This window comes from Paenibacillus pini JCM 16418, from assembly GCF_000576305.1.
Classification (GTDB): Bacteria; Bacillota; Bacilli; order Paenibacillales; family Paenibacillaceae; genus Paenibacillus_AQ; species Paenibacillus_AQ pini.
This window is the reverse complement of sequence record NZ_BAVZ01000008.1, coordinates 177690-203142: the sequence shown is the minus strand read 5'-3', so window position 1 is coordinate 203142 and position 25453 is coordinate 177690. Positions and strand designations below refer to the sequence as shown.

The 25453-nt window shown below is 45.7% G+C and carries 21 protein-coding genes and 2 pseudogenes; 4 read left to right on the top strand and 19 right to left on the bottom strand.

The genetic code is table 11. From position 1 onward, the window contains the following. Nucleotides 1–21: 21 nt before the first annotated feature. Genes JCM16418_RS13520 through JCM16418_RS13515 form a run of 3 tightly spaced genes read right to left on the bottom strand, consistent with a single transcriptional unit; the run spans nt 22 to nt 1853 of the window. On the bottom strand, nt 22–903 hold the full coding sequence (locus JCM16418_RS13520) for a carbohydrate ABC transporter permease (RefSeq protein ID WP_036649726.1): 882 nt from the start codon (nt 901–903) through the stop codon (nt 22–24). 21 nt (nt 904–924) lie between these two features. Next, the gene (locus JCM16418_RS26685; protein ID WP_306304788.1) at nt 925–1284 is read right to left on the bottom strand and encodes an ABC transporter permease subunit; all 360 of its coding nucleotides are present in this window, start codon (nt 1282–1284) and stop codon (nt 925–927) included. Beyond that, the gene (locus JCM16418_RS13515) at nt 1209–1853 is read right to left on the bottom strand and encodes an ABC transporter permease family protein (protein WP_306304787.1); all 645 of its coding nucleotides are present in this window, start codon (nt 1851–1853) and stop codon (nt 1209–1211) included. The genes JCM16418_RS26685 and JCM16418_RS13515 overlap by 76 nt, the downstream gene beginning before the upstream one ends. Nucleotides 1854–2075: 222 nt before the next feature. On the opposite strand from JCM16418_RS13515, the gene JCM16418_RS13510 reads away from it, so the two are divergent. From JCM16418_RS13510 to JCM16418_RS23795, 3 genes are read left to right on the top strand one after another with little or no spacing between them, the layout of a single operon-like run. Beyond that, nucleotides 2076–2891 carry a response regulator gene (locus tag JCM16418_RS13510; protein WP_036649724.1) on the top strand — a complete coding sequence of 272 codons (816 nt, stop codon included), beginning with the start codon at nt 2076–2078 and terminating at the stop codon, nt 2889–2891. Nucleotides 2892–2935: 44 nt separating this feature from the next. Beyond that, nucleotides 2936–3619 carry a helix-turn-helix transcriptional regulator gene (locus JCM16418_RS13505; RefSeq protein ID WP_148298811.1) on the top strand — a complete coding sequence of 228 codons (684 nt, stop codon included), beginning with the start codon at nt 2936–2938 and terminating at the stop codon, nt 3617–3619. Nucleotides 3620–3625: 6 nt separating this feature from the next. Next, on the top strand, nt 3626–5395 hold the full coding sequence (locus JCM16418_RS23795) for a cache domain-containing sensor histidine kinase (RefSeq protein ID WP_052020268.1): 1770 nt from the start codon (nt 3626–3628) through the stop codon (nt 5393–5395). A gap of 329 nt (nt 5396–5724) precedes the next feature. Here JCM16418_RS23795 and gcvPB read toward each other — a convergent pair whose 3' ends face one another. The 12 genes and pseudogenes from gcvPB to JCM16418_RS13445 form a co-directional block, all read right to left on the bottom strand. Next, on the bottom strand, nt 5725–7302 hold the full coding sequence (gcvPB, locus tag JCM16418_RS13495) for an aminomethyl-transferring glycine dehydrogenase subunit GcvPB (RefSeq protein ID WP_036649718.1): 1578 nt from the start codon (nt 7300–7302) through the stop codon (nt 5725–5727). Between the two features lie 27 nt (nt 7303–7329). Continuing rightward, nucleotides 7330–8730, bottom strand: a complete 1401-nt coding sequence (gene gcvPA, locus JCM16418_RS13490) for an aminomethyl-transferring glycine dehydrogenase subunit GcvPA (protein ID WP_036649715.1) — start codon at nt 8728–8730, stop codon at nt 7330–7332. Between the two features lie 47 nt (nt 8731–8777). Beyond that, nucleotides 8778–9560: an SDR family NAD(P)-dependent oxidoreductase gene (locus JCM16418_RS13485; protein ID WP_036649713.1), complete on the bottom strand. Its 783-nt coding sequence runs from the start codon at nt 9558–9560 to the stop codon at nt 8778–8780. Beyond that, nucleotides 9553–12674: pseudogene (ebgA, locus tag JCM16418_RS13480) on the bottom strand (beta-galactosidase subunit alpha). The gene JCM16418_RS13485 and the pseudogene ebgA overlap by 8 nt, the downstream one beginning before the upstream one ends. 29 nt (nt 12675–12703) lie before the next feature. After that, entirely contained in the window at nt 12704–13516 is an 813-nt protein-coding gene (locus tag JCM16418_RS13475; protein WP_036649711.1) for a carbohydrate ABC transporter permease, read from the bottom strand. Beyond that, nucleotides 13516–14499 (bottom strand): carbohydrate ABC transporter permease, encoded by a 984-nt coding sequence (locus JCM16418_RS13470; protein ID WP_036649709.1) that lies wholly within the window; start codon nt 14497–14499, stop codon nt 13516–13518. The genes JCM16418_RS13475 and JCM16418_RS13470 overlap by 1 nt, the downstream gene beginning before the upstream one ends. Before the next feature lie 24 nt (nt 14500–14523). Beyond that, complete coding sequence (locus JCM16418_RS13465; protein ID WP_036649706.1) at nt 14524–15795, bottom strand: ABC transporter substrate-binding protein; 1272 nt, start codon at nt 15793–15795, stop codon at nt 14524–14526. 130 nt (nt 15796–15925) lie between these two features. Further along, nucleotides 15926–17110: a response regulator transcription factor gene (locus JCM16418_RS13460; RefSeq protein ID WP_036649704.1), complete on the bottom strand. Its 1185-nt coding sequence runs from the start codon at nt 17108–17110 to the stop codon at nt 15926–15928. Then, on the bottom strand, nt 17088–17801 hold the full coding sequence (locus JCM16418_RS25940; protein ID WP_242403839.1) for a sensor histidine kinase: 714 nt from the start codon (nt 17799–17801) through the stop codon (nt 17088–17090). Before JCM16418_RS25940 ends, JCM16418_RS13460 begins: the two co-directional genes overlap by 23 nt. After that, nucleotides 17798–18832 (bottom strand): HAMP domain-containing protein, encoded by a 1035-nt coding sequence (locus tag JCM16418_RS25935; RefSeq protein WP_242403838.1) that lies wholly within the window; start codon nt 18830–18832, stop codon nt 17798–17800. The genes JCM16418_RS25940 and JCM16418_RS25935 overlap by 4 nt, the downstream gene beginning before the upstream one ends. Before the next feature lie 199 nt (nt 18833–19031). Then, on the bottom strand, nt 19032–20738 hold the full coding sequence (locus JCM16418_RS13450) for an amylo-alpha-1,6-glucosidase (RefSeq protein ID WP_036649703.1): 1707 nt from the start codon (nt 20736–20738) through the stop codon (nt 19032–19034). Nucleotides 20739–21017: 279 nt separating this feature from the next. Beyond that, nucleotides 21018–21954 (bottom strand): annotated as a pseudogene (locus tag JCM16418_RS13445) (aldo/keto reductase family protein). A 242-nt stretch (nt 21955–22196) separates the two neighbouring features. On the opposite strand from JCM16418_RS13445, the gene JCM16418_RS13440 reads away from it, so the two are divergent. Then, nucleotides 22197–23072, top strand: a complete 876-nt coding sequence (locus JCM16418_RS13440) for a protein kinase family protein (protein ID WP_036649701.1) — start codon at nt 22197–22199, stop codon at nt 23070–23072. Nucleotides 23073–23136: 64 nt separating this feature from the next. Here the strand turns inward: JCM16418_RS13440 and JCM16418_RS13435 are convergent, their stop codons facing one another. The 4 genes from JCM16418_RS13435 to JCM16418_RS13430 all read right to left on the bottom strand — a co-directional run bounded on the left by JCM16418_RS13435 (nt 23137) and on the right by JCM16418_RS13430 (nt 25443). Then, nucleotides 23137–23424, bottom strand: a complete 288-nt coding sequence (locus tag JCM16418_RS13435) for a hypothetical protein (RefSeq protein ID WP_036649698.1) — start codon at nt 23422–23424, stop codon at nt 23137–23139. Between the two features lie 96 nt (nt 23425–23520). Then, the gene (locus tag JCM16418_RS24315) at nt 23521–23697 is read right to left on the bottom strand and encodes a DUF3934 family protein (RefSeq protein WP_081765438.1); all 177 of its coding nucleotides are present in this window, start codon (nt 23695–23697) and stop codon (nt 23521–23523) included. Nucleotides 23698–24028: 331 nt separating this feature from the next. Further along, complete coding sequence (locus JCM16418_RS24975) at nt 24029–24175, bottom strand: hypothetical protein (protein WP_156327221.1); 147 nt, start codon at nt 24173–24175, stop codon at nt 24029–24031. A gap of 830 nt (nt 24176–25005) precedes the next feature. Continuing rightward, on the bottom strand, nt 25006–25443 hold the full coding sequence (locus JCM16418_RS13430) for a hypothetical protein (protein WP_036649696.1): 438 nt from the start codon (nt 25441–25443) through the stop codon (nt 25006–25008). Nucleotides 25444–25453: the final 10 nt, after the last annotated feature.

Here is a 25453-nt window from a genome sequence, read left to right as displayed (position 1 = left end):
CCTCCCCTACAAATCTCCAGGTTAGCCTTTAACTGCACCCACTGTAATGCCTTTTACAAAGTACTTCTGCACAAATGGGTACAGGAATACAATCGGTCCAGTTGCCACAACCGTCAGGGCCAGTTTCAATGATTCCTTGGGCATGTCCAGTCGCGGTACGCTGTTCACGATTTGCGAAGAGAAGTTTGCGCTCGACAATATTTTGTATAGCGTATACTGCAACGGATACAGTTCTTGCTTCTCGATGAACATAAGCGGCGTCCACCAATCGTTCCAGTAACCAAGCGCGGTAAACATGCCGATTGCAGCTATGGCCGGCTTCGAGAGCGGAAGAATAATGCCTAGAAAAATCCGGAAATCTCCAGCTCCATCGATCTTGGCTGATTCAACCAGTGCATCGGGTATAGAGCCGCTAATGAAATTGCGTAAGATCAAGATATTCATCACACTGAACATCCCCGATAAAATCAGAATGAAGATGGTATTCTTCAAATGTAGATATTGCACGACAAGCAGATAGAACGGAACGAGCCCACCATTAAATAGAGTTGTGAAATATAGAAAGAACGCTAGGCTGTTACGGTAACGAACATCCTTTCGATACAACACATAGGCGGACATCATCGAGATGAACAAGGAGATACACGTTCCCACTACCGTAACTAATATGGTAATTTCATAGGCGCGGAGCATTTTTCCCGAGCTCTGAAATACCATCTTATAAGCATCCAGCGAGAACTCCTTCGGGATAAAGGAATAACCGTAATACACAATTGCATGTTCGGAAGCGAAGGAATTAATCACAACGAAAAAAAACGGGACGACTGCAAGCAAAGCGAAAAAGGTAACCGTAATATAACCGATGGCATTCAATATTCGTTGATCTAACTCTTTGATTTTCATAGTCTCACCTCAAATAGTAGCTTAGAACAGTGCGTTGTCACGGTCATACCGCTTGACAAGCCCATTTGCAATCACGATGATGACAAAGCACAATACAGATTGATAAAGCCCTCCAGCGGATGCCATCCCGAAATCCTGACTAACAACAAGTGAACGAAATACTAGGGTATCGATTATGTCAGTTGCATCCATCAGGATGCCATTATTGCCGATTAATTGATAGAACATATCGAACTCACCACGCATGATCTTCCCTACTCCAAGCAGGGCCAATGTAATAGTAGTCGGCTTTAGAAGTGGTAGTGTCAAATATCGGATACGCTGAAACGCATTAGCTCCATCAATCTTTGCTGCCTCGTACTGTGACGAATCAAGACCCATGATGCAGATAAATAAAGCACACTGCCGAAGCCAACCCACTTCCATACGTAGAAGAAAGGCAAAAGAAAATACCAGTATTTAACCTCCGAGTAAATATCTACAGCGTTCAATCCTATTGAATTTAGCAAGGAATTTACAAGGCCGTAGTCATAATTAAAGAGATTGTAGACAATAGCGGCAACGGCAACCCAAGATAGGAAGTACGGCAGAAAGAGCATCGTTTGAGCAACTTTCTTGAACCATTTACCAGCGATTTCGGCTATGAGCACCGCAAGGAACATTGAGAAGAATAAATAAGCTGCCAGGAATACCAAGTTGTATACAAATGTGTTGCGTGTCACAATCCACGCTTTGCCTGACGAGAAGAAGTAATGAAAGTTCTCCCAGCCGGACCATGGACTGCCGAATATTCCGTCACGGTAATTGAAGCTCTTGAAGGCGACAACAATCCCGGCCATGGGAATATAGTTCATAATAAAGAAGTAAAGAGCGACAGGAATAAACATGAGATACAGGATTTTGTTCCTGAATATTTCTTTGATGAATACTTTGATGAATCCGTCCTGCATTGATACCACCCCTCTAGAATTTAATGACCTCTAATATGATTGCGCTTACAATATTGCTTACTGTGTCATTATAGGCCGCCTGTGTAATCTAGTGTAACGGGGTAAAATTTCTTTTTTCTTTGTTATATTCCTTTTTCTTCTAACCAAGAAACCCTTGTTATTGCACAGACCATACTTCCAAAGTATAGTAGGTGTACGATGATGACTATGGGGGGAATCGCCATGAGACTGCTGCTTGTTGACGACGAGCCATTAACGACTGCGAGCTTAAAAGAACATATCAATTGGAGGGAATTAGGCGTCGATGACGTACAAGTAGCATGCAATGGCTTGCAAGCAATGGAACTTATACCCCATTTCAAGCCGAATGTTATCCTCAGTGACGTGCGCATGCCGCGTATGAATGGAATCGAGCTAGCGACCCAGGTAAAGGAGACTTATCCAAATATCAAATTCATCTTTCTAAGCGGTTATTCAGATAAGGAGTATTTAAAGGCAGCCATTCATCTGAAGGCGATACGTTATGTGGAGAAGCCTGTTAAGCTGAACGAATTGTCTGAAGCTATTATTGAAAGCGTTTCCGTGTGTGAAATGGAAACCGCAAGCAGGGAGATCATGCAAAGGTCGATTAAACAGCGTGTTCTTCAGCGAATCCTATCACCCGAGAAAGCTGCTGAAAACAAAGTCGATTGGGAAGATGAACTGGAATTGTTCCTCATTGGGCCTTTTGCGCCATTCAGTATCCGCATCATGGAACAGTCAGAAACTAAAACAAACTACTCAGAAAAAGCGATTGAGCTCGTGTCTGCTTGGATACGCAGTCAGTCACGGGAAACTGAGCTTTGTGAAGCTGTTGATTCGCATACACTGCTCTATCTCTCGAAATCTTATATCGATCAAGCTGCCACAGCAGCACAATGGCTCGAACGGCTAGATCGCCAATTCGGTCCTGATCTCACCTTCTCTATTGGTATGGGCGGTGCAGCGAGGGGCTGGATCATATCCGATCGGCATGCAGGTCCGCACTTGAAGCCGTAAATGCTCTGTTTTACGACGGTCAAGGTCTTGCTTTCCACACAGCTTTGACCCCAGCATCAGAACATCCCCCGTTATTGACAGAGGAAGTATGCCGAGATTATCGGACACTGCTTCGTAATGATGATCCGGCCGGGGCAATTCATCTTCTTCATCAGTTGATGGCAAACGCTCAAAATCAGCGCTCATCTGACATTTCATCCGTCACTAACGCCTTCTTCCGACTGCTGATGATTCTACACGAATTTGCCGTAGAACGAGGCATAACCCTTACCAATGATTCTCAACATCAGGAGCCGTTCATTTGGCAGGAAATCGCCAGATTACCTACATTAGCAAATGTGTGCGACTATGTGGAAGGGAATATCCAGGCTGTGTTCTCCATTTGGAAGGAGCAGTCCGCCGTGAGCGCCAAAATCAGCAATGTGCTCGTCTATATACGCGAGCATTATTCCGATGCAGAACTATCCACCCGTATCATATCAGAACGCACTTATTTAAGCCTAAGCTATATGTGCGTACTTTTTAAAAAAGAAACGGGAAGCACCGTGAATGAATATCTTACTGAATTCCGTCTGGTGAAGGCCAAGGAGCTTCTTAAGAAGCAGCATTTGAAGCTGTATGAGGTCGCATCGATGGTAGGGTTCAATGACGCAAACTACTTCTCTTTTATTTTTAAGAAGTTAAATGGGATATCCCCTTCCGAATTTCGGGAAAGGGAGAGAGCGTGATTATACATGAAAGCTGCTATGAAGCTTATTCCAGACCTCAGCATCAAGAACAAGCTGTTCCTGTCTTACTTTGCACTTTTAACCGCCACCTCCATTCTGATTATTACCGTGAACAACTACGTTACACAGCGGAATAATGAGCAGCAAGCGCTGAACTCTCTTAAGGTTGTGTTGGAGCAATCAGGATCGTTCCTTAACTACAAGACGGGATCCATTCGTAAAATTGTCGAGATGATGGCCATACATGATACAATCCAGTCGATCGTTACGACCGATACCTCCGTTTACCATGAGAACATTGGAAATTGGCTGCTGAACAAATATATGTACAACCAATTAATCTACAATGTACAGTCCACACCCGACATCAAGAACATTAGTCTATACATGCGCGGCGGCATGGCTGCTGTGCAGTCTTCCGACCAATTTCTACTATTGGATGACTTCGAACATAGCACATGGATGGCGTTGGTTAAGAAAAGCAGCAGCCCATATCTTTGGCTTCCCTCTGAACTCGTCGGGGATGTCAAGATACCGGACGCTGTATCATTCTTCCGAAATATTCCTAGGCCGTTGTATAATTCGGAAATAAACAGCTTACTGCGTGCCGACATTCCAAAATCTGTACTTCTCGAGATCCTTAATCAAGCCAGGTTTACGCCTTCAACCTCAGCCCTGCTTATTAACAGCCGCAATGAAATTATTGCTGGCACCGGCAATCAGGCAGGCAGTGTTGAAGACTATGTACATGCCCTCCAACAGCTAACTTCTCGTAGCAACCTCGGCACAGTTGTTTTAGGACAGGAGCGTACCCTAATCGGAGTGGTTCCGATTGACAACTCCGATTGGAGGTTTGTATTATCGGTGCCCCTACGAGACATAGTTGATCTTTCTAGGCATACACGGAACCAGCTATTGCTCATCTTCGCAGGCGTAGCAGCACTAGCCTTTCCTCTTGCCTATTATGTATCGGCTTCAGGTACGTTGCGAATACGAAGGCTCACCAAATCCATGAGAAAGGTAGGCGTCAAAGAGACTCAACTGGCTCTCGATCCTAAGAATAACGATGAGATCGGCGAATTAATATCTACCTTCAATCGCATGCTGTCACGAATCGATGATTTGGCGGCCGACAAATACGAGCTGGGCCGTGAAGTGAAGAATGTGGAACTGAAAGCCCTTCAAGCTCAAATCAACCCTCATTTTCTCTATAACACACTGGACATGGTCAACTGGCTTGCCTTGAAATACAGTGCAGAAGATATCCGCTTGCTCATCACATCTTTATCCGATTTCTATAAATTGAGCTTAAGCAATGGAGAAGACTTCATCTCTATCAAGGACGAGCTCAATCATGTCTCGGCTTACGTGCGAATCCAAAACATGAGGTTTGGCGGTAAAATCAGCTTATGTATTGATGTTCCGGAATCGCTCACTACCTACAGAACGACCAAGCTCTTGCTTCAACCGCTAGTCGAGAATGCGATCCTCCATGGTATTATGGAGAAGGAAAGCCAAACGGGTACGATCACCATAACCGTAAAAGAAGACGATCAATATATTGTCATGTCCGTTTCAGACGAAGGCGTGGGTATTCCGATAACAACTCTGAAAGAGATCAGACAAGGTACTCTGAATAAACCCAGCGGCGGATATGGGATGAAGAACGTACACAATCGTTTGGAGTATACCTATGGCTACCCATGTGGACTTTCCATTGAAAGTACGTTCGGAGTTGGCACAAGTGTGACCATTAAAATTTTAAAAAAGAGTTAAATTTACTAAAGTGTAATACATACGTAATCGTTGACGTGGTTATCTGATTGCCTGTGTTCTCGAAGTTCCTTTTGTCTGTCCCAGCAAGGAATATGGGTCTTAATTACTCCACATTTCTAGCTCATGGCTACACCGTTGCAAAAGCAATCACTTTCTCCACGCATACCGGAAACTCTTAAGCATTGTTCAGTCTCTTTTAAGGCTGGTTCCATATTAGTTGCAAAAAGATGACTCCCAACACATGTTGAGAGTCATCTTTGCTTTAGTATTCTATAGAACGAATAACGTTCACCTATATGAACCAGTTAAAGAAGAGTGCTTAGTTCAAGCTAATGTTGTTCTTGAAGCTCTGGCTGTGTTTTCTTCAAATATGCACGCCAGGTAATACACCACTGCTTCGGATCGTCCAAAGATGATTCATCATTGCGGTGCACCGTGCTGCTATGCGGAGCCGATTTGACGATATCTGGCTCTGTATAAGCTTCATTCGAGATATGCTCCAGCGCATGGATATACTCGTCGAGATCCTCCTTGGAATAGGATTCAGTTGGCTCCAGTGTGAATGGCTGCGGCACAATATATGGATGATGAGAGGTCCAGTAATGCAGGCCGAAGTCACACATTCTGCGCGTAATATCCTCCGTAGTCACTCCAGTCTCATCGGTCAGCTGCTTCCAGCTGTAGCGGACCTGTTCTAAACGTCGCCCTTGAACATACGGGGCGCTCGCACCGCGGATTTGAACTATTTTATGATATAAATAGTTATTATTTAGTACCGCAACTTGGGCTACATCCTTCAAACCATCCGGTCCAAGGCTCATAATCCAAGCGTAGGAGCGGAGTACGGTCTGGGCCACGCCGTGAAAGCTTCGAACCTTACCGATGCTGAGCTCGGTTTGATCTCTCAAGATATAACGTCCGCCCTCTTCTTTGTCCACCAAAGGTCCGGGCATGAAATTCTTCAGTGCTTCCGTCACCCCGAGAGCTCCCGTCGCAGGACCGCCGCACATATGGGGTGCAGCAAAGGTCTTGTGAAGATTGAAGAAACACATATCAAAGCCCGCTTCCTTCGCTCTTGTAATGCCAAGTAGACCATTTGCGTTCGCCTGATCATAGTAGCAAACCCCACCAGCTGCGTGTACCACATCCGTAAATTCGCGAATACGGTGGTTATAGATACCAGTATCCTCGGGATTCGCCACGACGAACCCGGCTGTCCGCTCAGAGACAACGCTCTTCAGCTTCTCAAGATCTGGGAATCCGTCCTCGTCTGGATGCAGCGTAATAATCTTATATCCTTTAACGGCAGCAGTAGCCGCCTGAGATGGATGGGAGAAGATTGTTGTAATAATCTCATCACGCTGTTCACCTTCACCATTCGAATCATGATAGGCGCGGACGATAGAGGCCATAGCCAAAAGTGCCTGGGTCCCACTACTTGGCTGAAAGGAGAACGCATCCATACCGGAAATATCTCTCATCGCTAGATCGAGATTATGGAATATTTCCAGCATCCCCTGAACAGAATCCACATCCTGTAGCGGATGAAGCTCAGTCATACGCGGATTGCGGATAAGCATTTCGTTGATCCGAGGTATATATTTCATCGTGCAGGTTCCCTGCCCGATTTCTACGTTCATATCCGATCCCAGCGTTTCCTGGGATAATCTCAGATAATGGCGCAGCACCTTTGCCTGGCCGATTTCTGGCAAAGCCGGAGTATTGCGCCGCCACATGGACGCCGGTACACTATCTTCCGCGCAGCCTACTTCAGCGGCTACAGCCACTTCCGTTCCCGGTGGGATAACGCCCCGCTCTCCGGGCCGATGAAGCTCAAAGATAACGGGCTCATCCCATTTAGCTTGGTGAAACTGACGAACCTTTTGATCTCTACGAATCCGTTTCATGGCGCTTTAGTCCTCCTCTATATGATCTTATGATGTGCTGACAATGGAACGAAGAGTAGCGACAAGTCGGTCCAAATCCGCTTGAGTATGCGTTTCCGTGACACAGTACAGCGCGCATTGCCCCCATGCTGGGTAGGATACAGACAAATCCTTACCTCCAAAAATCCCTGTCTCCATTAATCTCCGATTGATTTCTTCAACGGTTAGTCCCGACTCATTAAAATCAACGACAAACTCCTTGAAGAAGGTGCCACTTTCAAAACGAAGAGATACTCCTGGAATCAGTGATATCTGCTTCGCAGCATAATGCGATTTCTGGATAATGGTGCTACCAACCTCCTGCATTCCGACGGGTCCGAGTAGAGCCAGATAAACGCCTGCCGTAATTCCCCATAAAGCAGTCTGAGTTCCTACCGATTCCTTGCCCTTCTCCCGAAGAGCGAATGATGTACGTTCATAAGCGACATCTCCGAAACCATATTCGCCTTCCACCTCAGTTGGCACGATGCCAAATAACCGTGAAGGATATTCCATTACATATTTCTCCTCATCACGTGTTGCAATGAAGCCAGCCTGCCCACCGCCAAAGTTCATATGCATACCCAGCGGCTGCAAATCACCGCAAATGATATCTGCCCCGTAACGGCCCGGAGGCTCCAGAACTCCAAGTGATATGGGGTCAACACCTACAATAGAAACAGCATTTATCTTATGAGCAAGCTCAGATATCTCAGCTCCCTGATCCTCAATGATTCCTAGGTACCCGGGATTTTCAAAGTATATCGCGGCCGTATCGTCACTTAATTTGCTTCGCAGATCATTCAGATCCATTCGTCCTGTCATCTGATCGATATCAACATACTGGATATCCATGACCGGAGTGCAGTAATTACGAATAATCGCCGCCTTATCTGGATCTACGGAACGCGGAAGCAGCACGATCTTGCGCCCTGTAATACGCCCCGCCATGCGGATCGCTGTGGAAGCCGCCTGAGCCCAGTCAAAGGTTGGAACGTTCACGACATCCATATCCACCAGCTCAGCAAGCAGGCTTTGATACTCGAACAAGGCTTGGAACCGACCGTGGTCTTCATAAGGCTCTCCAGCATAGGCTGTCACGAATTCAGAACGCTGATTAATCTCGTCGCATACAGCCGGAATGAAATGCTGCCAGCATCCTGCGCCCAAAAAATTAAGATACTCTGCACCATGCTTGTTCTTCGCTAGCAGTCCATCAATATGGCGGCGCAGTTCGTACTCATTCATGGCCGGCGGAAGTTTCATTTCCCGCTTTAGCTTCAAGCTCTCAGGAATCGCGTCATGGAGCTGCTCCATAGACGTTAGACCAATTTCTTTCAACATCGCGTCCCGGACCTCCGGAACGGTATTTGGAATATAAGGATGGGCATACGTTCTGTTGTCAGCCACAAATAACGCCTCCGTTCATGTTGAGAAAATAATAGTTCTTATCCATCCTACGCAATTCCGCCTCCGTCAACGACGAGCACACTGCCTGTTATCCATGATGACAAATCACTCGCTAGAAACAATACGGCATTCGCGATATCACGTGGTGTACCTAGACGCTCCAGCGGTCTGCCTCCTGCAGAGGCGACCAGAAATGCTGCTTCATCCTGCTGTAGCTGCTTCGCTTCGTCACGTAGGAGCGGTGTATCTGTATCACCTGGTGATACACAGTTAACTCGAATGTTCGCTATTCCATGATCAATGGCCATGGCACGCGTCAGATTAACTACACCTGCTTTTGCCGCGCAATAAGCTGCGGCGCGGTCTCCACCTTTCAGACCCCAGCCAGAGCCTGTGTTAATAATGCTTCCTCCACCGCTTTGCTCCATAATAGGAATGACATATTTAGAGAGGAGATAGACCCCTTTGAGTGAGACATCTAGTACAAGATCCCAGTCCTTTTCATCCAGCTCAGTAACCGTTTTGCGCCGGATAACGCCTGCGTTATTAAACAGAATGTGAATCCCTCCAAGTGCTGACTCAATCTCTGAGGCTGTGCGTTCACATTCTGCGGCTGAGGTCACGTTGCAGCAATAAAAGCTGGCCTGTCCTCCCTGTTCACAGATACCTGCGGCTGCCTCTTTACCCGCAGTCTCATTAATATCAATCAAAACCGCATGTGCCCCGAAGCTCGCCAGAAGCTCAGCGGTGGCCAGCCCAATGCCTGATGCCCCGCCAGTAACGACGGCAACCTTGCCAGATAAATTCAAAACGTCCTGTGTGTTACGCATGATGATTCGCCTCCATATCATGTTGTTTTGCTTCTGCACTCATTAGGCGGCTCAGCCTTTCAGGAGAGCTATCTTCCGCCATATACGCTTGAAGCAAGATGCGGAACTGGAACGGTTCCGGCTTAACCGTATTCTCAGGTGACTGTGCTGGGCCACAGCTGTTACTTCCTAGTCCGTTCTGCCGGTAATCCAGATTCAGTGTAATGAAATCACGAGGCGTCAAATCGCTCATATGCTGCGCCTTCTCCAAATCGCCATCAGTGTAACGTCTAGCGCTGAAATCAAGCGTTGGCGCCCCTGCCGCCAGCAGTCCAATCCCTGCTCCATCGGCTATCGACACCCATCTAACATCCGTGCGATTTCCGTTCTCCTGCGGATAAATATACTCCGTGAACAATTGATCTACGTTACTCTGGTATACTCCGAAGCGTCCCGCTTCCCGGCTATCTGAATAGCTCTCTCCCGGACCACGCCCATACCACTTCACATGTTCTATATCTCCAGGCACTTCCATCTGAAGACCAATTTTTGGGAGCATAGCTGGTAGTGTTCCTTCAGGCACTCCCTTCACATCCATAATGATGAGTCCGCTTGAAGTGACCGTATACGACGTTTCACAACGGAAGCCCCAATCGTAGACAGGTGGTGCTATACGTGAGGTCCAAGTAACCCGTACAGACGTTTCGTCCAGTTGCTCCCAATGGAATTTGTCTATACGCTCTGTCAGTCGATCGAGGTGTGCCTTGCGCCACTCCGGAAGCACATACATGTCGTTATCAATCGGTGCACGCCAGAAATTCAGCCGCGGTCCCTGTTGAATCAGTTCTTTTCCGTTCAGGCGAAGCGATGTGATTCCTACACGTAGACGATTAAAGGAAATGCGGAAACTATCATTCCCAAGGATAAGCTCACGTCCCTCTTCGGTGACTGACAATTTCTGCTCTACAGACAGCTGCGACAGAGAAGATATCGCTGATGAATGGCTCGACAGTGCAAACTGAGCCAAGCTACCTCATGCCCTTGCGCCGCCCATGCGCAGTCTGCTGCTAACGTGAAGCCGACATTCAGCCATTTCTCCGTGCCAGGCTCGAAATGGATCGAATGCTGATCTATCGAGCTTGTAATCAATAACTCTGCGCTATCACCTGGGCCAACCTTCGGAAGTACAAGTACACCACTGTTAACCGTTCGTCCATCAGCCGTGATACTGTAATGGACCTGTAGATGATCTAGTGTTATGAAGTCATACCGATTCGTTACGCGAATCTTTCCTGCATCTATCATTTCGACCCTTACAGGTTCGATGATTTTCTTATATTCAATGAGTCCCGGCGATGGAGTACGGTCTGGACGAACCAACCCATCAATCACAAAATTACTGTTATTCGGTACATCTCCATAATCTCCGCCATAAGCATAATCGACCTTGCCATCGATTGTTTTTCTGCTAAGCCCATGGTCAATCCATTCCCAGACAAAGCCGCCTTGAAGGCGCCGATAAGCATCAAATGTGTCAAAATACGGCCGTAACCCACCCGGACCATTGCCCATCGCATGGGCAAATTCACATAGAATATGCGGCTTCGGATGATCCGTTAGCTGACCGAAGCCTTCCATTTTCTCCACGGAAGAATACATGGTGCTCACTACATCACATACTTCCGCTTCACGGTCCTCTTCATAATGGATGAGTCGTGTGGAATCATTGGCTTTACACCACTCAGACATTGCACTGAAATTGCAGCCGAAGCCGGATTCATTACCAAGCGACCAGAAAATAACGGAAGGATGATTCTTATCTCGCTCCACCATACGGCGGATGCGGTCAACATAAGCGTCCTTCCAAGCCGGGTCGTCACTAAGACGTGAAATATTGCCCAGCGGCTCGAAGCCATGCGTTTCTAAGTCTGTTTCTTCCATAACATACAGCCCATACTCATCACATAGATCATAGAACCTTGGGTCGTTCGGATAATGCGCCGTCCGCACGGCATTAATATTGTGTCGCTTCATCAATTGGATATCTTCAAGCATCGTTGATACTGTAACGGTTCGCCCCGTATCTGGATGGTGGTCATGTCGGTTCACGCCTTTGAGAAGGATCGCTATTCCATTCACTAAGAATTGTCCATCTCTAACTTCTACGCGGCGGAATCCGACTCGCTGGGCAATCGTTTCTATACCTTGATTCTTCGAATCCAGCACCGTGATGACTAGATGATATAAATAAGGAGATTCCGCATTCCATAGGTGAGGCTTCGTCACCGGCAGATTGAACTGGATAGTAGATTGGTTGTTCAGATTCTTCTCAGCAGATAAGACCTGCTCTCCAGCTTTATTCAGCAGTTGCAACTGTACCTTTCCTTGATCTTCTTCACCCTCAAGGTTTAAGCGAACCGACAGCACCGCACTAGTAAACGCTGCATCCAGCTCTGTGACAACTCGGTAGTCTGTAATGCGGAGCGTTGCAGGCTCCGAAATCAGATAAACATCCCGGAAAATACCACTCATCCACCACATATCCTGGTCTTCTAAATAACTACCGTCGGACCACTGGTATACCCGCACTGCCAATCGGTTAACTCCAGATTGGAGGTAAGGCGTCAGATCAAACTCTGATGTCAGTCGGCTACCTTGGCTATAGCCGACAAATGAACCATTCAGCCATACATGAAAGGCGCTATCTACGCCGTCAAACTTAAGTGAAACAACTCTTCCATCCCAATGGTCCGGCAGCGAGAATTCCCTAACGTAGCTCCCCGTCGGATTATCATTAGGCACATGAGGCGGGTCGACAGGGAACGGATAGTACAGGTCTGTGTAATGCGGATTTCCGTAGCCTTGCAGCTGCCAATGGCCAGGGACACGAATATCATCCCAGCCTGAGCTATCATAATTATTTTTATGAAATTCCTGTGGTGCCAGCTCTGGCCCCTCAGCAAATTGAAATTTCCAAATACCGTTTAGCGATTTGAACCAAGGAGAACTGCCTCTGTCATAGCTTAGAGCCCCTTCTTTATTGGAGTGGGGAATAAAATAGGAGCGACTCTTCGCACGGTTTCTCTCCAGCACGCTAAGGTTATCCCAATCGCGCCCGATGTTCATAACATTCATAATCGTCATTCCCTTCCTCTGTCTGATTCCTATCCTTTAATGCCTGTCGTGGCTATTCCGCCGACAATGTAACGCTGAGCGAAGAAGAAAATCGCAAGCGGCGGAATCGAGATTAGGCAGGTGATAGCCATGATGGACTGCATATCAACGCCGTACATACCTTTGAATTGAGATAGGCCAAGCGTTAGCGTATATTTCGTCTGATCATTCAGGAAAATCAGTGGTCCCAGGTAGTCATTCCAGCATCCCATGAACTGGAATACGGAGACTAGGATCAGCGAAGGTCCCATTAGCGGTACAATGATCCGAAGCAGAACCGTCATTTTACTAGCGCCATCAATCGTCGCTGCTTCATCTAGCTCCCGAGGTAGTGTCATAATGAACTGCCGGAGCAAAAAGATATAGTAGGCCGAGCCAAACCACGACGGAACAATCAGCGGTTTGAGTGTGTTGATCCAACCCAAATAGTTGAACTCCATATACTGCGGAATCATCGTTACTTCCCAAGGAATCATCATGGTCGCCAGCACGACAAGAAACAGGAAATCACGACCCTTGAACTGGAATCTGGCGAAGCCGTAAGCGACGAGCGTACAGGATATCAGCTGACCTAAGGTGGATAAGACCGTAACGAGCAGCGTATTTTTCAAAAATAAATTAAAGGGCTGAATATTCCATGCTTCTGCGAAGTTACTGAATTTCCAGACGGACGGAATCCATTTAGGCGGAAACAGATAAAGCTCCTGCTGCGATTTCAGCGCCGTGGTCACCGCCCAAAACAGTGGAGCGATGAACAGCAGTGAGAACACAATCAGCAATGCGTACGCAACTACTTTTTTCATCAGGACCGCCCCCTTCTACTCGCCTTAAGCTTCTTCTGCGGGTTCTTTTTCATTTCACCTTCATAGAACACCCATGCTTCCGACGATTTGAAGACTAGGAACGTCAAGGTAAGCACAATCAGGAACATAAACCAGGCATTAGCGGCAGAGTAGCCCATTTTGTAATATTTGAAAGCGTTCTCATACATGTACATTGCATAGAAGTATGTTGATTTCAGCGGCCCGCCTCCCGTAAGAAGGAGTGCCAGCGTTAACTGCTGGAATGCAGCAATAATCGATGTGATCAAATTGAACAGAATCGTTGGCGTAATCATTGGTATGGTTACACTCAGGAACTGCCGAACCTTCCCAGCTCCGTCGATCGAAGCGGACTCATACAAATCCTTCGGAATGCCTTTAAGTCCAGCTAGGAAAATAAGCATCATGGATCCCTGCCCCCAAAGGCTGGCGACGACCATCGCAACGAGCGACCAGTTCGTATCATTCAGCCAATCGGGTCCCTGGATGCCAAGGACGGACAAGAAGTAGTTCAGGATCCCATAGTCACCGCTATATACCCATGACCAGATCATGCAAGCGCCACGCCGGAGATGACAGAGTAGATAGAATGCTGTACGGAAAATCGCACTCCCTTTTACCTTCTGGTTGAGCAGCATCGCAAGTCCGAGTGCAACGACAATATTAAGCGGGACGAACAGTGCTGCAAATTTCAATGTTACAAATAGAGATTTCCAAAAAAGCGGGTCATTCGAAAACATCTCCACATAATTGTCTATACCGATGAAAGTTACCTTCCCGACAATCGGCCAATCAAAAAATGAAATGACCAGTGAGAACAGCAAGGGTCCTAAAGTAAAGACAACAAATCCGAATATCCAAGGAAAGATGAAGAGGTAGGGCGCAGCCCCACCCCATCTGCGTTTTTTCAAGGCCTTAAGGGCAGCTGTCTGTTCTGATGTATTCTGCAGGTAGGTCTGAGCCATCTCCTAACCTTCTTTCTACAAGTGTTATTTCAAATACCGCTGGCTGTCCTTAACAGCCTGATCCAGTACTTCTTGGGCATTGCTGCCATGCATGACTGCTTCCACCGCAGCCGACAGCTGCCGGTTCACTTCATTCCACTTCGGATTGAGCAGAAATGCAGGTGTATTGTCCGAACGCTCAAGCATGCTGTAATAAGGCTTGTAGAGCGGATCTTGATCCTTCTTGAGCTCATTTACAACACTTTGTCGCACTGGTAGGTCAGCAACTCGCATTTTGATCGATTCATTAGAGACATAATATTTAACAAATTCCCATGCTAGATCTTTCTGCTTGGAGTCTTTAGCAATAGACAACGCAGATTCTGCTAGCACACCTTTAACCGGCTTATCCGGGAAGGCCGGAATTTCGACCGTACCTACATCAATGCCCGCTTGCTTGAATGATTCGAGCGGCCAGATTCCGCTTTCCCACATGGCGATCTTACCGCCTTTAAAAATATCATCACCGCTTTGTTGGCCTTTACCACCTGTCAGCACAGCGGAGCCGTTCTTCACCATATCCCCAAACATTTGAATGGCTTCAGCCGTTTCCTTGCTGTTCATGTAGCCTTCGATGGTTTTACCATCTGGGGAAATAAAGGAACCTCCGTTGCTCCAGACAAAACCCTGCAAGTCATACGTATCATTCTCCGCACGGGCACCGAAGCCATACTGCTTCTTGGATTTGTCGGTCAGCTTCTTAGCGATGTCCTGGAACTCGCTCCATTGCCATCCATCTTTAGGATAAGGGACACCGGCAGCATCAAAGAGCTTCTTGTTATAGTAGACAACACGGGTCGTGAAGCCTGCCGGAATGCCGTATAGCTTATCGTCAATTTTTCCATAGTTGAATAATCCTTTGTAAAAGTCATCTATCTTTAGTTCTTGATCCTTGTCTGCGAAGCTGTCCAGTGGTTCAAGTGATTGATGGTAGGTAGGGAAGTCCCACATGTACATGACGTCCGGCGGATTACCCGCTCCAAAACCTGCGGCAAGCTTCTGGTCGAATCCATCCGCATAGGCCTCAACTTGCACCTTCGTGCCAGGATGTTCCGTTTCAAAATTTTTGGCGATATCCTGCTCAATCTTGAGCGCGTCCCCCGTATCCCAGGTCGCAAAGCGTAGCGTCTTCGTCTGATTCGAACTCCCGCTTTCCTGATTGGCCGTTCCAGCATTTTCATCGTTACCACCGCATGCAGACAGCATAGATGCCATCAACGTCGTTGCAAGGACAATGAGTGAAATTCTCTTTTTCATATTGTCAGCTCCCCTGTCAATGAGGTTTATAATAATTGAACCGCTTTCATCGTAACTCGAATGAAAGCGGTTCAAAACGTGTATCTATTCGAATGTTGTTGTGATTTTGTTCGAATTATTGAAGTGGGTGTCAATCTGTTCGGAAACCGTCACCTTTTTGTTGGGCACGGTAATGGCTTGGTGTCTGACCCGTACAGCGTTTGAACCATTTGCTAAAATATTTGCTATCTCCAAGTCCTGTTCGCTCGGCAATTTCCTGCATCGTTAGGCGCGTATCCCGCAGTAAGCCATATGCAAGGCGCAGCTTCCGTTTATATTGGAAGGCAATGAAGCTATCTCCGACAGCCTTCTTAAACAGAATGGAGAAATGGCTGCGGCTGAGCCCGACCTCTTCCGCCAAATCACTGGCTGACCATTCAGCGGCAGGGTTGGCATATAGCAAATTCACAGCCTTCCAGATCGGTACTGGCCAATTCTCTCCAGATATCCCATAGAGCCGCTCGAGCTCCGCCTCTTTATGAAGGTTCTGGAATGCCTCCTTCAGATCATCGCTGTGGAGCAAAGACTCCTTACGAGTCCATTTCAGCTTACCGCACCTACTCTTACTCTCTACCAGAAGACTATCTGCTGCACCCCGGAGCGAATCAGGCACAATCCAGTAGCAGTATTCTTCTCCATAAGGGATGATCGTCCCCTCGCACATACTACGATCTTCCTTTCCAGCATCAAGAAGCAGCCCTGTCCAAGATGCTCCGCATTCGGCTGTGCGAATCATGTAAATAAACAGTGGCTGACCGTTAAAATGCCATTCGCCACCATGTAGCTTTTTTAACTCATCTGGAAATTTAGCACTGTGCCCATTCAACCATGCAAAAAGTAGCGTTTCCAAGCGTTCTTCATCCTTGGGAGCTGAAAGAGTGGAAACAGACAGCTCCTGCTGGAACTTCTTTAGCATGTCTTCAAGCTCTTCGTCCTCAAAAGCGGTCTTCAGCAGATAGCCAGATGCCCCAAGCTGAATTCCCTGCTGTGCATATTCAAAATCCCGGTGGCAGCTAAGCAGAATGATTTTAGTCTTCGCTGCCATTTCCTTCACCTTGCGAGATAGCTCAATGCCATCCATCTCTGGCATTACAATATCTGTAATGACAATTTCAGGCCTATGCTCCAGAAAGGCTTCCCAGGCCTTTAGTCCATTGGGCGCATCAGCTACTACTTCCATTCCATATTTCTCCCACGGTACAGTCGAGCGTAGACCCTTCCGTACAATGCTCTCATCATCTGCAATTAGCACCTTAATTCTCTTGGTTGTATCCATCCGAACGCTCCTCCTCTTTGGGCCAACGAATGACAATCGCAGTACCCTCTCCCTTAGTCGAATGTACCGTAAGCCCATACTGCGGGCCGAAATGTAGTTTGAATTTCTGGTCTGCGTTCTGTACGCCTAATCCCCCGCGTCCACGACGTTTCGGACCCGGAATAAACAGACGCTCCCGTTTTTCTTCCGTCATTCCCGCTCCATCATCCCTGAGTGTCAGCATAAGCTCGTTCTTTTCCGTTCTGACATCCAGCTTGATCACACCTATCCCATCCGTGAAGCCATGGAAAAATATATTTTCAAACAGCGGCTGCAGTGTCATACGTGGAATCAGATACTGCTTCAGCGAGTCTTCACAATTCAGCTCATAGCGGAAAACATCTCCGTATCTGATCTCCTGAATTTGCAAGAAATGCTCAATCATACGTAGTTCTCTGCCTACCGTAATTAGCTCCTGCGATATATCCAGATTCCCTTCCAGCACCATCGTTAAGTGATACAGCATTTGACGTATATCCTCTGCTCCTTGTAGACGAGCCTTCCACTGAATGGAGTTCAACGTATTGAACAGAAGATGTGGATTAATCTGATAATGAAATGCCTTAAGCTCCGCTTCCTTCTTGAGCCGCTGACTCTGTTCCACTTCCTGCACCAGCGACTGGACACCCCTCACCATCCGATTAAAACTCATATCAAGCTACCCAGCTCATCACTACCTTCGATCGGAACTCGTGTATCCAGCTTACCAAAACTCACCTTTTGCATCGAATCCTTTAGCGTGCGAATACGCGCTGTAAACTTTGATGAGAATAGATAAGCGATTCCAAAAGCAAGCAGACAGGATATAACAGCCACAACAATTGTATTGGACCGAATAATGCCCGAAGATAGGTAAAATGCTTTGGCCGGCAATCTCGCTTCGATCGTCCACTGATTCACCGCTAGCGTCCGGTTCCATATGATATCACTATCCTTCTTCATAAACGCTGAAGCACTCTCATATACAACCTTTCCATTCGAAGCTTTAATCGTCAAATGCGATTTCGTGTCCATCTCAAATAATTTGAACATATGGAGCAGCTCCTGGGCATTCTCCTCTACCAGAATCGTGCTGCCGTTTTGTGTTCCACTAGAATGATGAATCGGAACGGCAAGACCAAGGACAGGCAGGTTTGAATCGTCTGAGCTACTCATTGCATGATTTTGTTTATAAAAGCCAAGCCAGTATATACCCTTATAAGAGGTAGGATTTATCTTCCATTCAGGTGTCTTACTCAGCTTGACAACATCTAGATTGTTCTCTCCATAATAATAGCCAGAGGGTGTAATAATATAGATCCCTGCAGTTAGATCCGTCCGAAGTGATTTAAGTAAAGCTTCAAAGTCATTTTTCTCAATGATATCGTTATAGCTTGTAGGTGCCTGATTCCCTAAATCTGCATGGGCAGGATCAAGTAAATACGAGTAAATCGTCTCACTCATTTGCTTCATCCGGTTTAAAGAGGAACTCGTTTGCTGCTCTAGCTGCGCTACCGCATTTTCACCATATTTACCAAATTGGGAATTAATAATTTTGGTGGATTGGTAATATGACAACGCCCCGAGCGAGAGTAGCGGAATCAGCGTCACGATGAGAAAACAGAATAGCAGCTTGGTCCGTATACTGCGGTAGGAACCCGAGAAAAGGCGTCTATTTATCTGGCTGATCCATTGTAAGTGCATAAACTATTTTCCCCTCTCGCTTGAACTACATCTACCTGCATTCTAGCACGGACAGGTATCTGATAGAATAATCCAATCTTTTCATGATAACGCTTTCAATATATTGGAGACGAAGACGTTTCCTTGTGACAATGGAAATGGGAAAAGCACCTCCCCGGAAGCTTTTTAAAGCAGCCTTCCGGGGAGGTGCAATATTCAATTAACTTGTATACTCATGCCCCAGAATCAGGAACACACTCGATGTCCATGTGAATGCTCTGTCACGTAGGCCTTCCCCAGTCAGCGCGTCGAAATTCTCTGCCATACCACTGCGGCTGAGCATACTGCAAAAGCGGCTTGATACTTCCCGAGCAAGCTCCAGATCGCCAGCTGCGGCTACGCCCTCCACGAGCAGCATCGTCGATGGTGCCCAGATGGGTCCCCGCCAGTATCCATCTGGTATATAGTAAGGACTGCTTATGCTTTCGGTCGCCCACCCGTTTTCCGTCAAAAAGCGATTCTCCTCCCTCAGCCCTTTCAGAAGAACATCTCTGATCGGTTCAGGCAGGCGTTTACCAAGTAGAATCGGAACGAATAGCAGCAGACTATCTCCAGCTGAAGGCTCATGTGTACTTGAACGGCAGGATATAAACCTTCCATCCTTCCAGAAGTGGCTGATCATCTTGTCCAGCGTATCTTCTGCTAGTTGTCTCCATTCAGATGATTCCTTGGTAAGACCAAGCAATCCAGCAATTTCAGCAAGAAGCTCCGTCTGAATAATCAGAAAGGCCGCTAAATCCGGGCTTTCCACCGGAATTCCATTATTAAACGCCGTGCTGTTATCCCAGCCCGAATCATTGCCGTGGTTATATTGAGGAATACCGTCACCATCCCCATCACGGTATCGGAACCACCATTTCGTCCACTTGGACAGCGGACCATATACTTCACGAAGCTGCGCCTCGCGGATATAATCCGTACGCTGCATCATCCAAGCCAGTGTCCATCCGTGAATAGGCGGTTTATTGCAATTCCATAGCTCATATTTATCATTCACAAAGTCAGGAATCAATCCACTCTCATCTTGCCGATCAAAAAAGATCATGAACTGATCCCATGCAAGCTTCGGATCATGGCGAACAAGCGCCATCGCATTGAAACAGTGGTCCCAGCTCCATATATTCGTCATCCAGTTCTTCGACATATACATAGCCGGACGCGTCAGACATCCCTCTGCTGGAACTAGGCAGGACCAAGTAATGTAAGCCGCCAGCTCCCGTGCTTCCTGCCAGCGCTCTGGCATCGTAAGGCTATGTTCAAGCCACTTCGTATACTCATTTCGGGTTGCTTCTACCGCATCGTTAAAGGACTCCCATGCTGCACGAGGCTCCCACACCGTACGGTACTCTTCAATCGCAAACTCCGTCGTATTCGTGTCCTTATCTGTATTGAACTCTGCAATCACGCGTGAACTCTTGATCTTATCCCATGGCACTTCCATCTTCATTTCGCCCACGAGTGAAGTCAGCATAAAGCGGCATTCATGGGTAAAGCTGTTTACTTCCCAGCTGTCCTTATTCACCTCATACGCATAATCATAAGCTGCCGGGATAAAGGTCAACCGGATGCCGCAGCCCTTCGAACGGAAGCGAAACGTATGGCTATCCGAAATACAAATTTCGGCATAGATTGCCGATGCTGGTGAATTCAGTCGCACGGCTTCCGGTGAAGCCTCCGGCGTGAATGGAATCGTCTGATTCTGCTGATCCAGCATTTCAATACGGAACACCTCGCCAAATTTATCATCTCCACCCCGCACAGTACGCAGGTAGAGGCCCTGCTGTCTATTCATGCCTTCAGGCAGAAGCGATACGGCAAGGAACGATTCTCTGCGACTGAAGGGTACGATGCTTAGGTCAAATTTCATAACTCTCCTCCTTAACAAGGAATAATACGCTTTCATTGTAAACTGCTATTTAAGGAAGAGGAACGTCCAGGTGTTTCTGCTACAGAGGGTAATTTGTTGGCAATGGATGATTTGCGTGGTTATAGGTGTCTTTTTGTTAGAGGAAAGGGGGAGAAGTGTTAGATTATATTAATGATTAACTTAAGTGTAGCAATTGGGTGTTTAGATGCAAAAAGATGACCCCTGAATGAATGGATCAGGAGTCATCTTCTTAATTATACAAAATGGAGATATCCTATCTTATTTCAGAATCTCCTCGATTTGGTTTAGAACATCTTCACTTAGTTCAATCCCAGTACCTTCGCATTCTCAGTCACCTGTTCAGGACGCTTGCGCCGACCAATGCACTCGCAACATTCGATTGACGCAAGATCCATGCGATGGCAAGGTTACCTACGGAAATGCCGAGCTCAGCAGCAACTTTCTCAAGCTGCTGGACCTGAGCGATTCTCTCTTCCGTAATGTCTTTACGCACCCACTGCGTTTTCGCAGCACGGCTATCTGCTGGAATATCTGAAGTCGATGTATATTTACCTGTAAGTAGACCTTGTGCAAGTGGCGAGAATACAACCTGTCCAATGCCAGAACGCTCACTAAGCGGTATAATTTCCTTCTCAATGTAGCGATTGAACATATTGTAAACAGGCTGGTTCACAACGATACGATCTAGTAGATAACGATCCGCAACGCCCAATGCTTCAGCAATTTGGGATGCCTGCCATTCGCTTACGCCAGCATATAATACTTTACCTTGACGAATGAGATCATCGATAGCACGTAGCGTTTCATGAATGGGCGTCTCAGGATCATGACGGTGACAGTAGAAAATATCGACATAATCATGTCCAAGTCGCTTCAAGCTGGCATGTGCCTGCTCCATCACATGCTTACGTGATAGACCACGGTCGTTTGGACCATCGCCCATCGGCCAGAATGCTTTGGTAGCCAGTACGTAAGAATCACGTGGGTATTCGTTCAACACTTTACCTACAAGCTCTTCGGCTGCTCCCTGCTCGTATACATTTGCCGTATCAAAAAAGTTAATGCCAAGGTCATATGCTGTCTTAATGGCATTCACCGCATTTTCACGTTCAACATAACCACCATATGTAAGCCAGCTTCCTAGGCTGATTTCACTGACCTTAAGGCCGCTTCCGCCTAATCTCCGGTATTTCATTTTCATATTCCTCCTTAAATTGTCATGATTACGCTTTCTATTCTATAGGAGATCCTCTAAAATTTGAAGAAGTGAAATATAACTCACTTCATTATAATAAGGATAGATACTACATCTAAAACACCCGAACATATTGAATGTAATATTGAGAAAACATTAGATGTACTCAGCGGGAACTGGGCCTGATAGGGTCATTCCTATGGCATTCGTACGAAAAATCTAATAATACTGTAGGAGGACAAATGAGCCAAAATCCACATTCATTTGTAATTGATGACGTGCATTTCCAGCTTCAAGAAGCATGCAATTTTGATTGGTTACACAAAATCGGTCGGGTATTCACAGTATTTGATGAACAGGATTCAGGTAATATTTGTTTTGGCATTGGGAAAGACGGGAAGAAATATTTCGTCAAATTTGCTGGTGCTAAGCCTATGGATTTCGCGGGAAATCCTCAGGATGCTATTCATCGATTAATAGAAGCTATTCCTTTATATGAGACACTGGAGCATCCAAATCTTATTCAATTGATATCTCATTTCTCGGTCGAGCACGGATATGCGGCCATATTTGATTGGTTTGATGGGGAGTGTCTACATTCGCATTGGAAGTTTGCTGGACACGATAAATACAATCACCCAGATTCTCCTTTCTACCGGTATAGGAATCTGACAATTGAAAAGCGGTTAGCATCACTGAATACAATATTCTCTTTTCATGAATACATCGAATCCAAAGGATATGTGGCTGTCGATTTTTATGACGGAAGCATTCTGTATAACTTTGAGAACGATACGACCAAAATATGCGATATTGATTTTTATAGAAAAAGAACGACAACTAACGATGTCGGCGAGGATTTTTGGGGTTCCAAACGCTTAAAATCGCCTGAGGAATTCATTCTTGGTGCACCTATTGATGAGAAAACCAATGTATTTAATATGGGTGCTATCGCTTTTGTATTATTGGGTGGAGAGCTGGATCGGTCATACGCGATATGGGAGGCTGGGCAGGAGCTTTATGAAGTGGCATTGCGGGCTGTCCATCCGGACAGAGAGCTGCGATTTAGAAACGTAGCTGAATTTAAAAAAGCTTGGGACTACGCACAAAAAGCCTAAACAATCATTTTAAATAAGAAAAAGCCTGACTTCGTGTCAAAAGACACCGAGTCAGGCTTTCATTTTATTCAGCGCTATAGTCCTTGTTCGCTTGAGCCAACATGGATTCCCAGTCAGAGAAATCAGTTTCTCTCGATACATGACGATCAAAAAGCTCGTCAGGGATGTTGTTCACATCTTCTTGTGTATCCACTTGGAAATTACCTTTTTTCAAAAACTCATCAAAACTACTGAAAGCTGAATGCTTACTCATGAATGATTCATTAAACAATTTGTCTAATGGAACGTTATTAGGATCCTCTTGAATTGTTTTTTGTCCCTGTAATTCACTAAGTAAATCGTCAAATGACATTGGCTTTTGCTTTCTCAGAAAACCCACTCCTAAATTTGCTTTTATGTTCAGTATACCATACTGAATGATCATTTGCTCATGAACCGAGCCAAGATTTTATGATTTGGTACCTTTATTGCTGCTGGCATTCTTAGTACCGCCCGCTTCTTTAGCGTTTTTGCTCGTATATGGCTTAGGGGTGTTCTTTGCTTTCTTGGCACTTGCATTCCACCGAGTCCAACCTTTACTGTCGGTACCTCTCCCCGTTCCACCCTTGCCTTTTGCTTTACTCAAATAATCACTCCGTTATTGTGTATATTGTTCTTTGTTAGTCTTATCCATATTCATCCGATTAAGTACCAGATACGATGAAATATACGCTCTAAAGTTCAATATGTACATTATATCATACAAAAAATGCATAAGGTATCGAGATCGTTCTACACTGGGAGAAACCGCATAAAAAACCTCTATGCCTGTTCGAATGAAATTACACCATGTTCTAAAAAAACTAGTATGGCCTAGACCCATATACTATTTACTTGACTTGTGAAAATTGGACGGTTTATTGCAGACTTTACGTCCTAAATTCACACTCGCTATTTTTTGTTAACCGTATCTCAGTCTAAATTGTAGACTGATTGTCTAGAGTAGCTGCAAACAGCCAACCTTTGCCTTCCATCCTGAACGGATGGTTGTCTGTTGTCTTAATGGCTGGTTGACCAACGAGTAATTTAATAATATCATCACGTTGGTTACGATATAAAGCCATTACTACCTTATAAAACAATTCACCATTTGAACATACTCAGACAGAAGATGCGACTTCTGACGTTTTTCGCCCTCCCTATCGAGAAAAGATATTGTACATTTGCGGCTTAAATTAGAAAAATACGCAAGAAGCGAAGATAACAAAAAAACAGGTCAATCATGGTGGTATCTAACCATAATGAACCTGATATATGAAACGGAATAGAGAACGTCCAATACACATTCGTAAAATCCACTACTATGCGGTCAATTGATACTTCCACGCCTTCCATGTTCGGCCCCCACCGAAATTTTTAACGAATTTCCGTCTATAATTAGAGGGCAAGGTGGCTAGCCTTCACGTTGCCTTACCTGTATATATAAACTGGCGCGCTACCAGAGCGTTCTTGCAAGGTAACAATCGGGGCAAATGTCCAGATAGTTGCGAAGTATAAAGATAAATTGCTTCTCACTCTTTTTGGTCGTGGTAGATAAAAATCAAGTTACGAGAGTCTTTTCACCATACTTATCGAATTAAACCGCTTGATAGTTGTGACGTTATTTACGTTTTAGCATATTTCAGAGAAACAGTGAGAAACAAAGGTAAGGTTTTCGGAGCAAAACATGATGGAATCTGATGATGTTGGTTTTTTTTGCGAAGCCAAAGGATTGTCGTAAAAGGTTATACTTTCCAAACATTGGATATGCGTACAGGCATATTAGAGGAATATTATACGGAGGTAATGAGGGTTAACTTCTTTTCGGATGCACCGCCCGGTCCATTCGGCACTGGGTGGGGGTCAATAAAAAAGAACCAAGAAGACATTATCTTCAAGGTTCTTAATTGTTTTTTTACAAGTCCTTCTTATCAATAAACTCTGCTTCAATTACTTCATAGTTTTTATTGACAGGATTACCGCCATACCTCTGGAGAATTTTGGTTATGACATTATAGAAAGCAAATTCAGGGGTTGCTCCTTTAGAAGAATACTCATTATCTAGATTATCGGTAACCATTACCTTATATCCCATTCCAGAATAAGATAAATTAAATTTGGTATCGTTTTCCTCTAACCAAGAAATCAAATCAAGTAAACTAGGAATCCATATGCCTTCCTTATATACACATTCCTCACAGAGAAAATTTCCCGAAGGCAAAATCCTTCCTCCTACCACCCACGTTGAGTTTTGATAATCATAGATGTCTTGAGGATACACTTCATCTGCATAATCGGGTCTTTTAAATCCTAATTTAAACAACTTTTCTGCTTCTGTCTTCGATAAGGACATATCATCACAT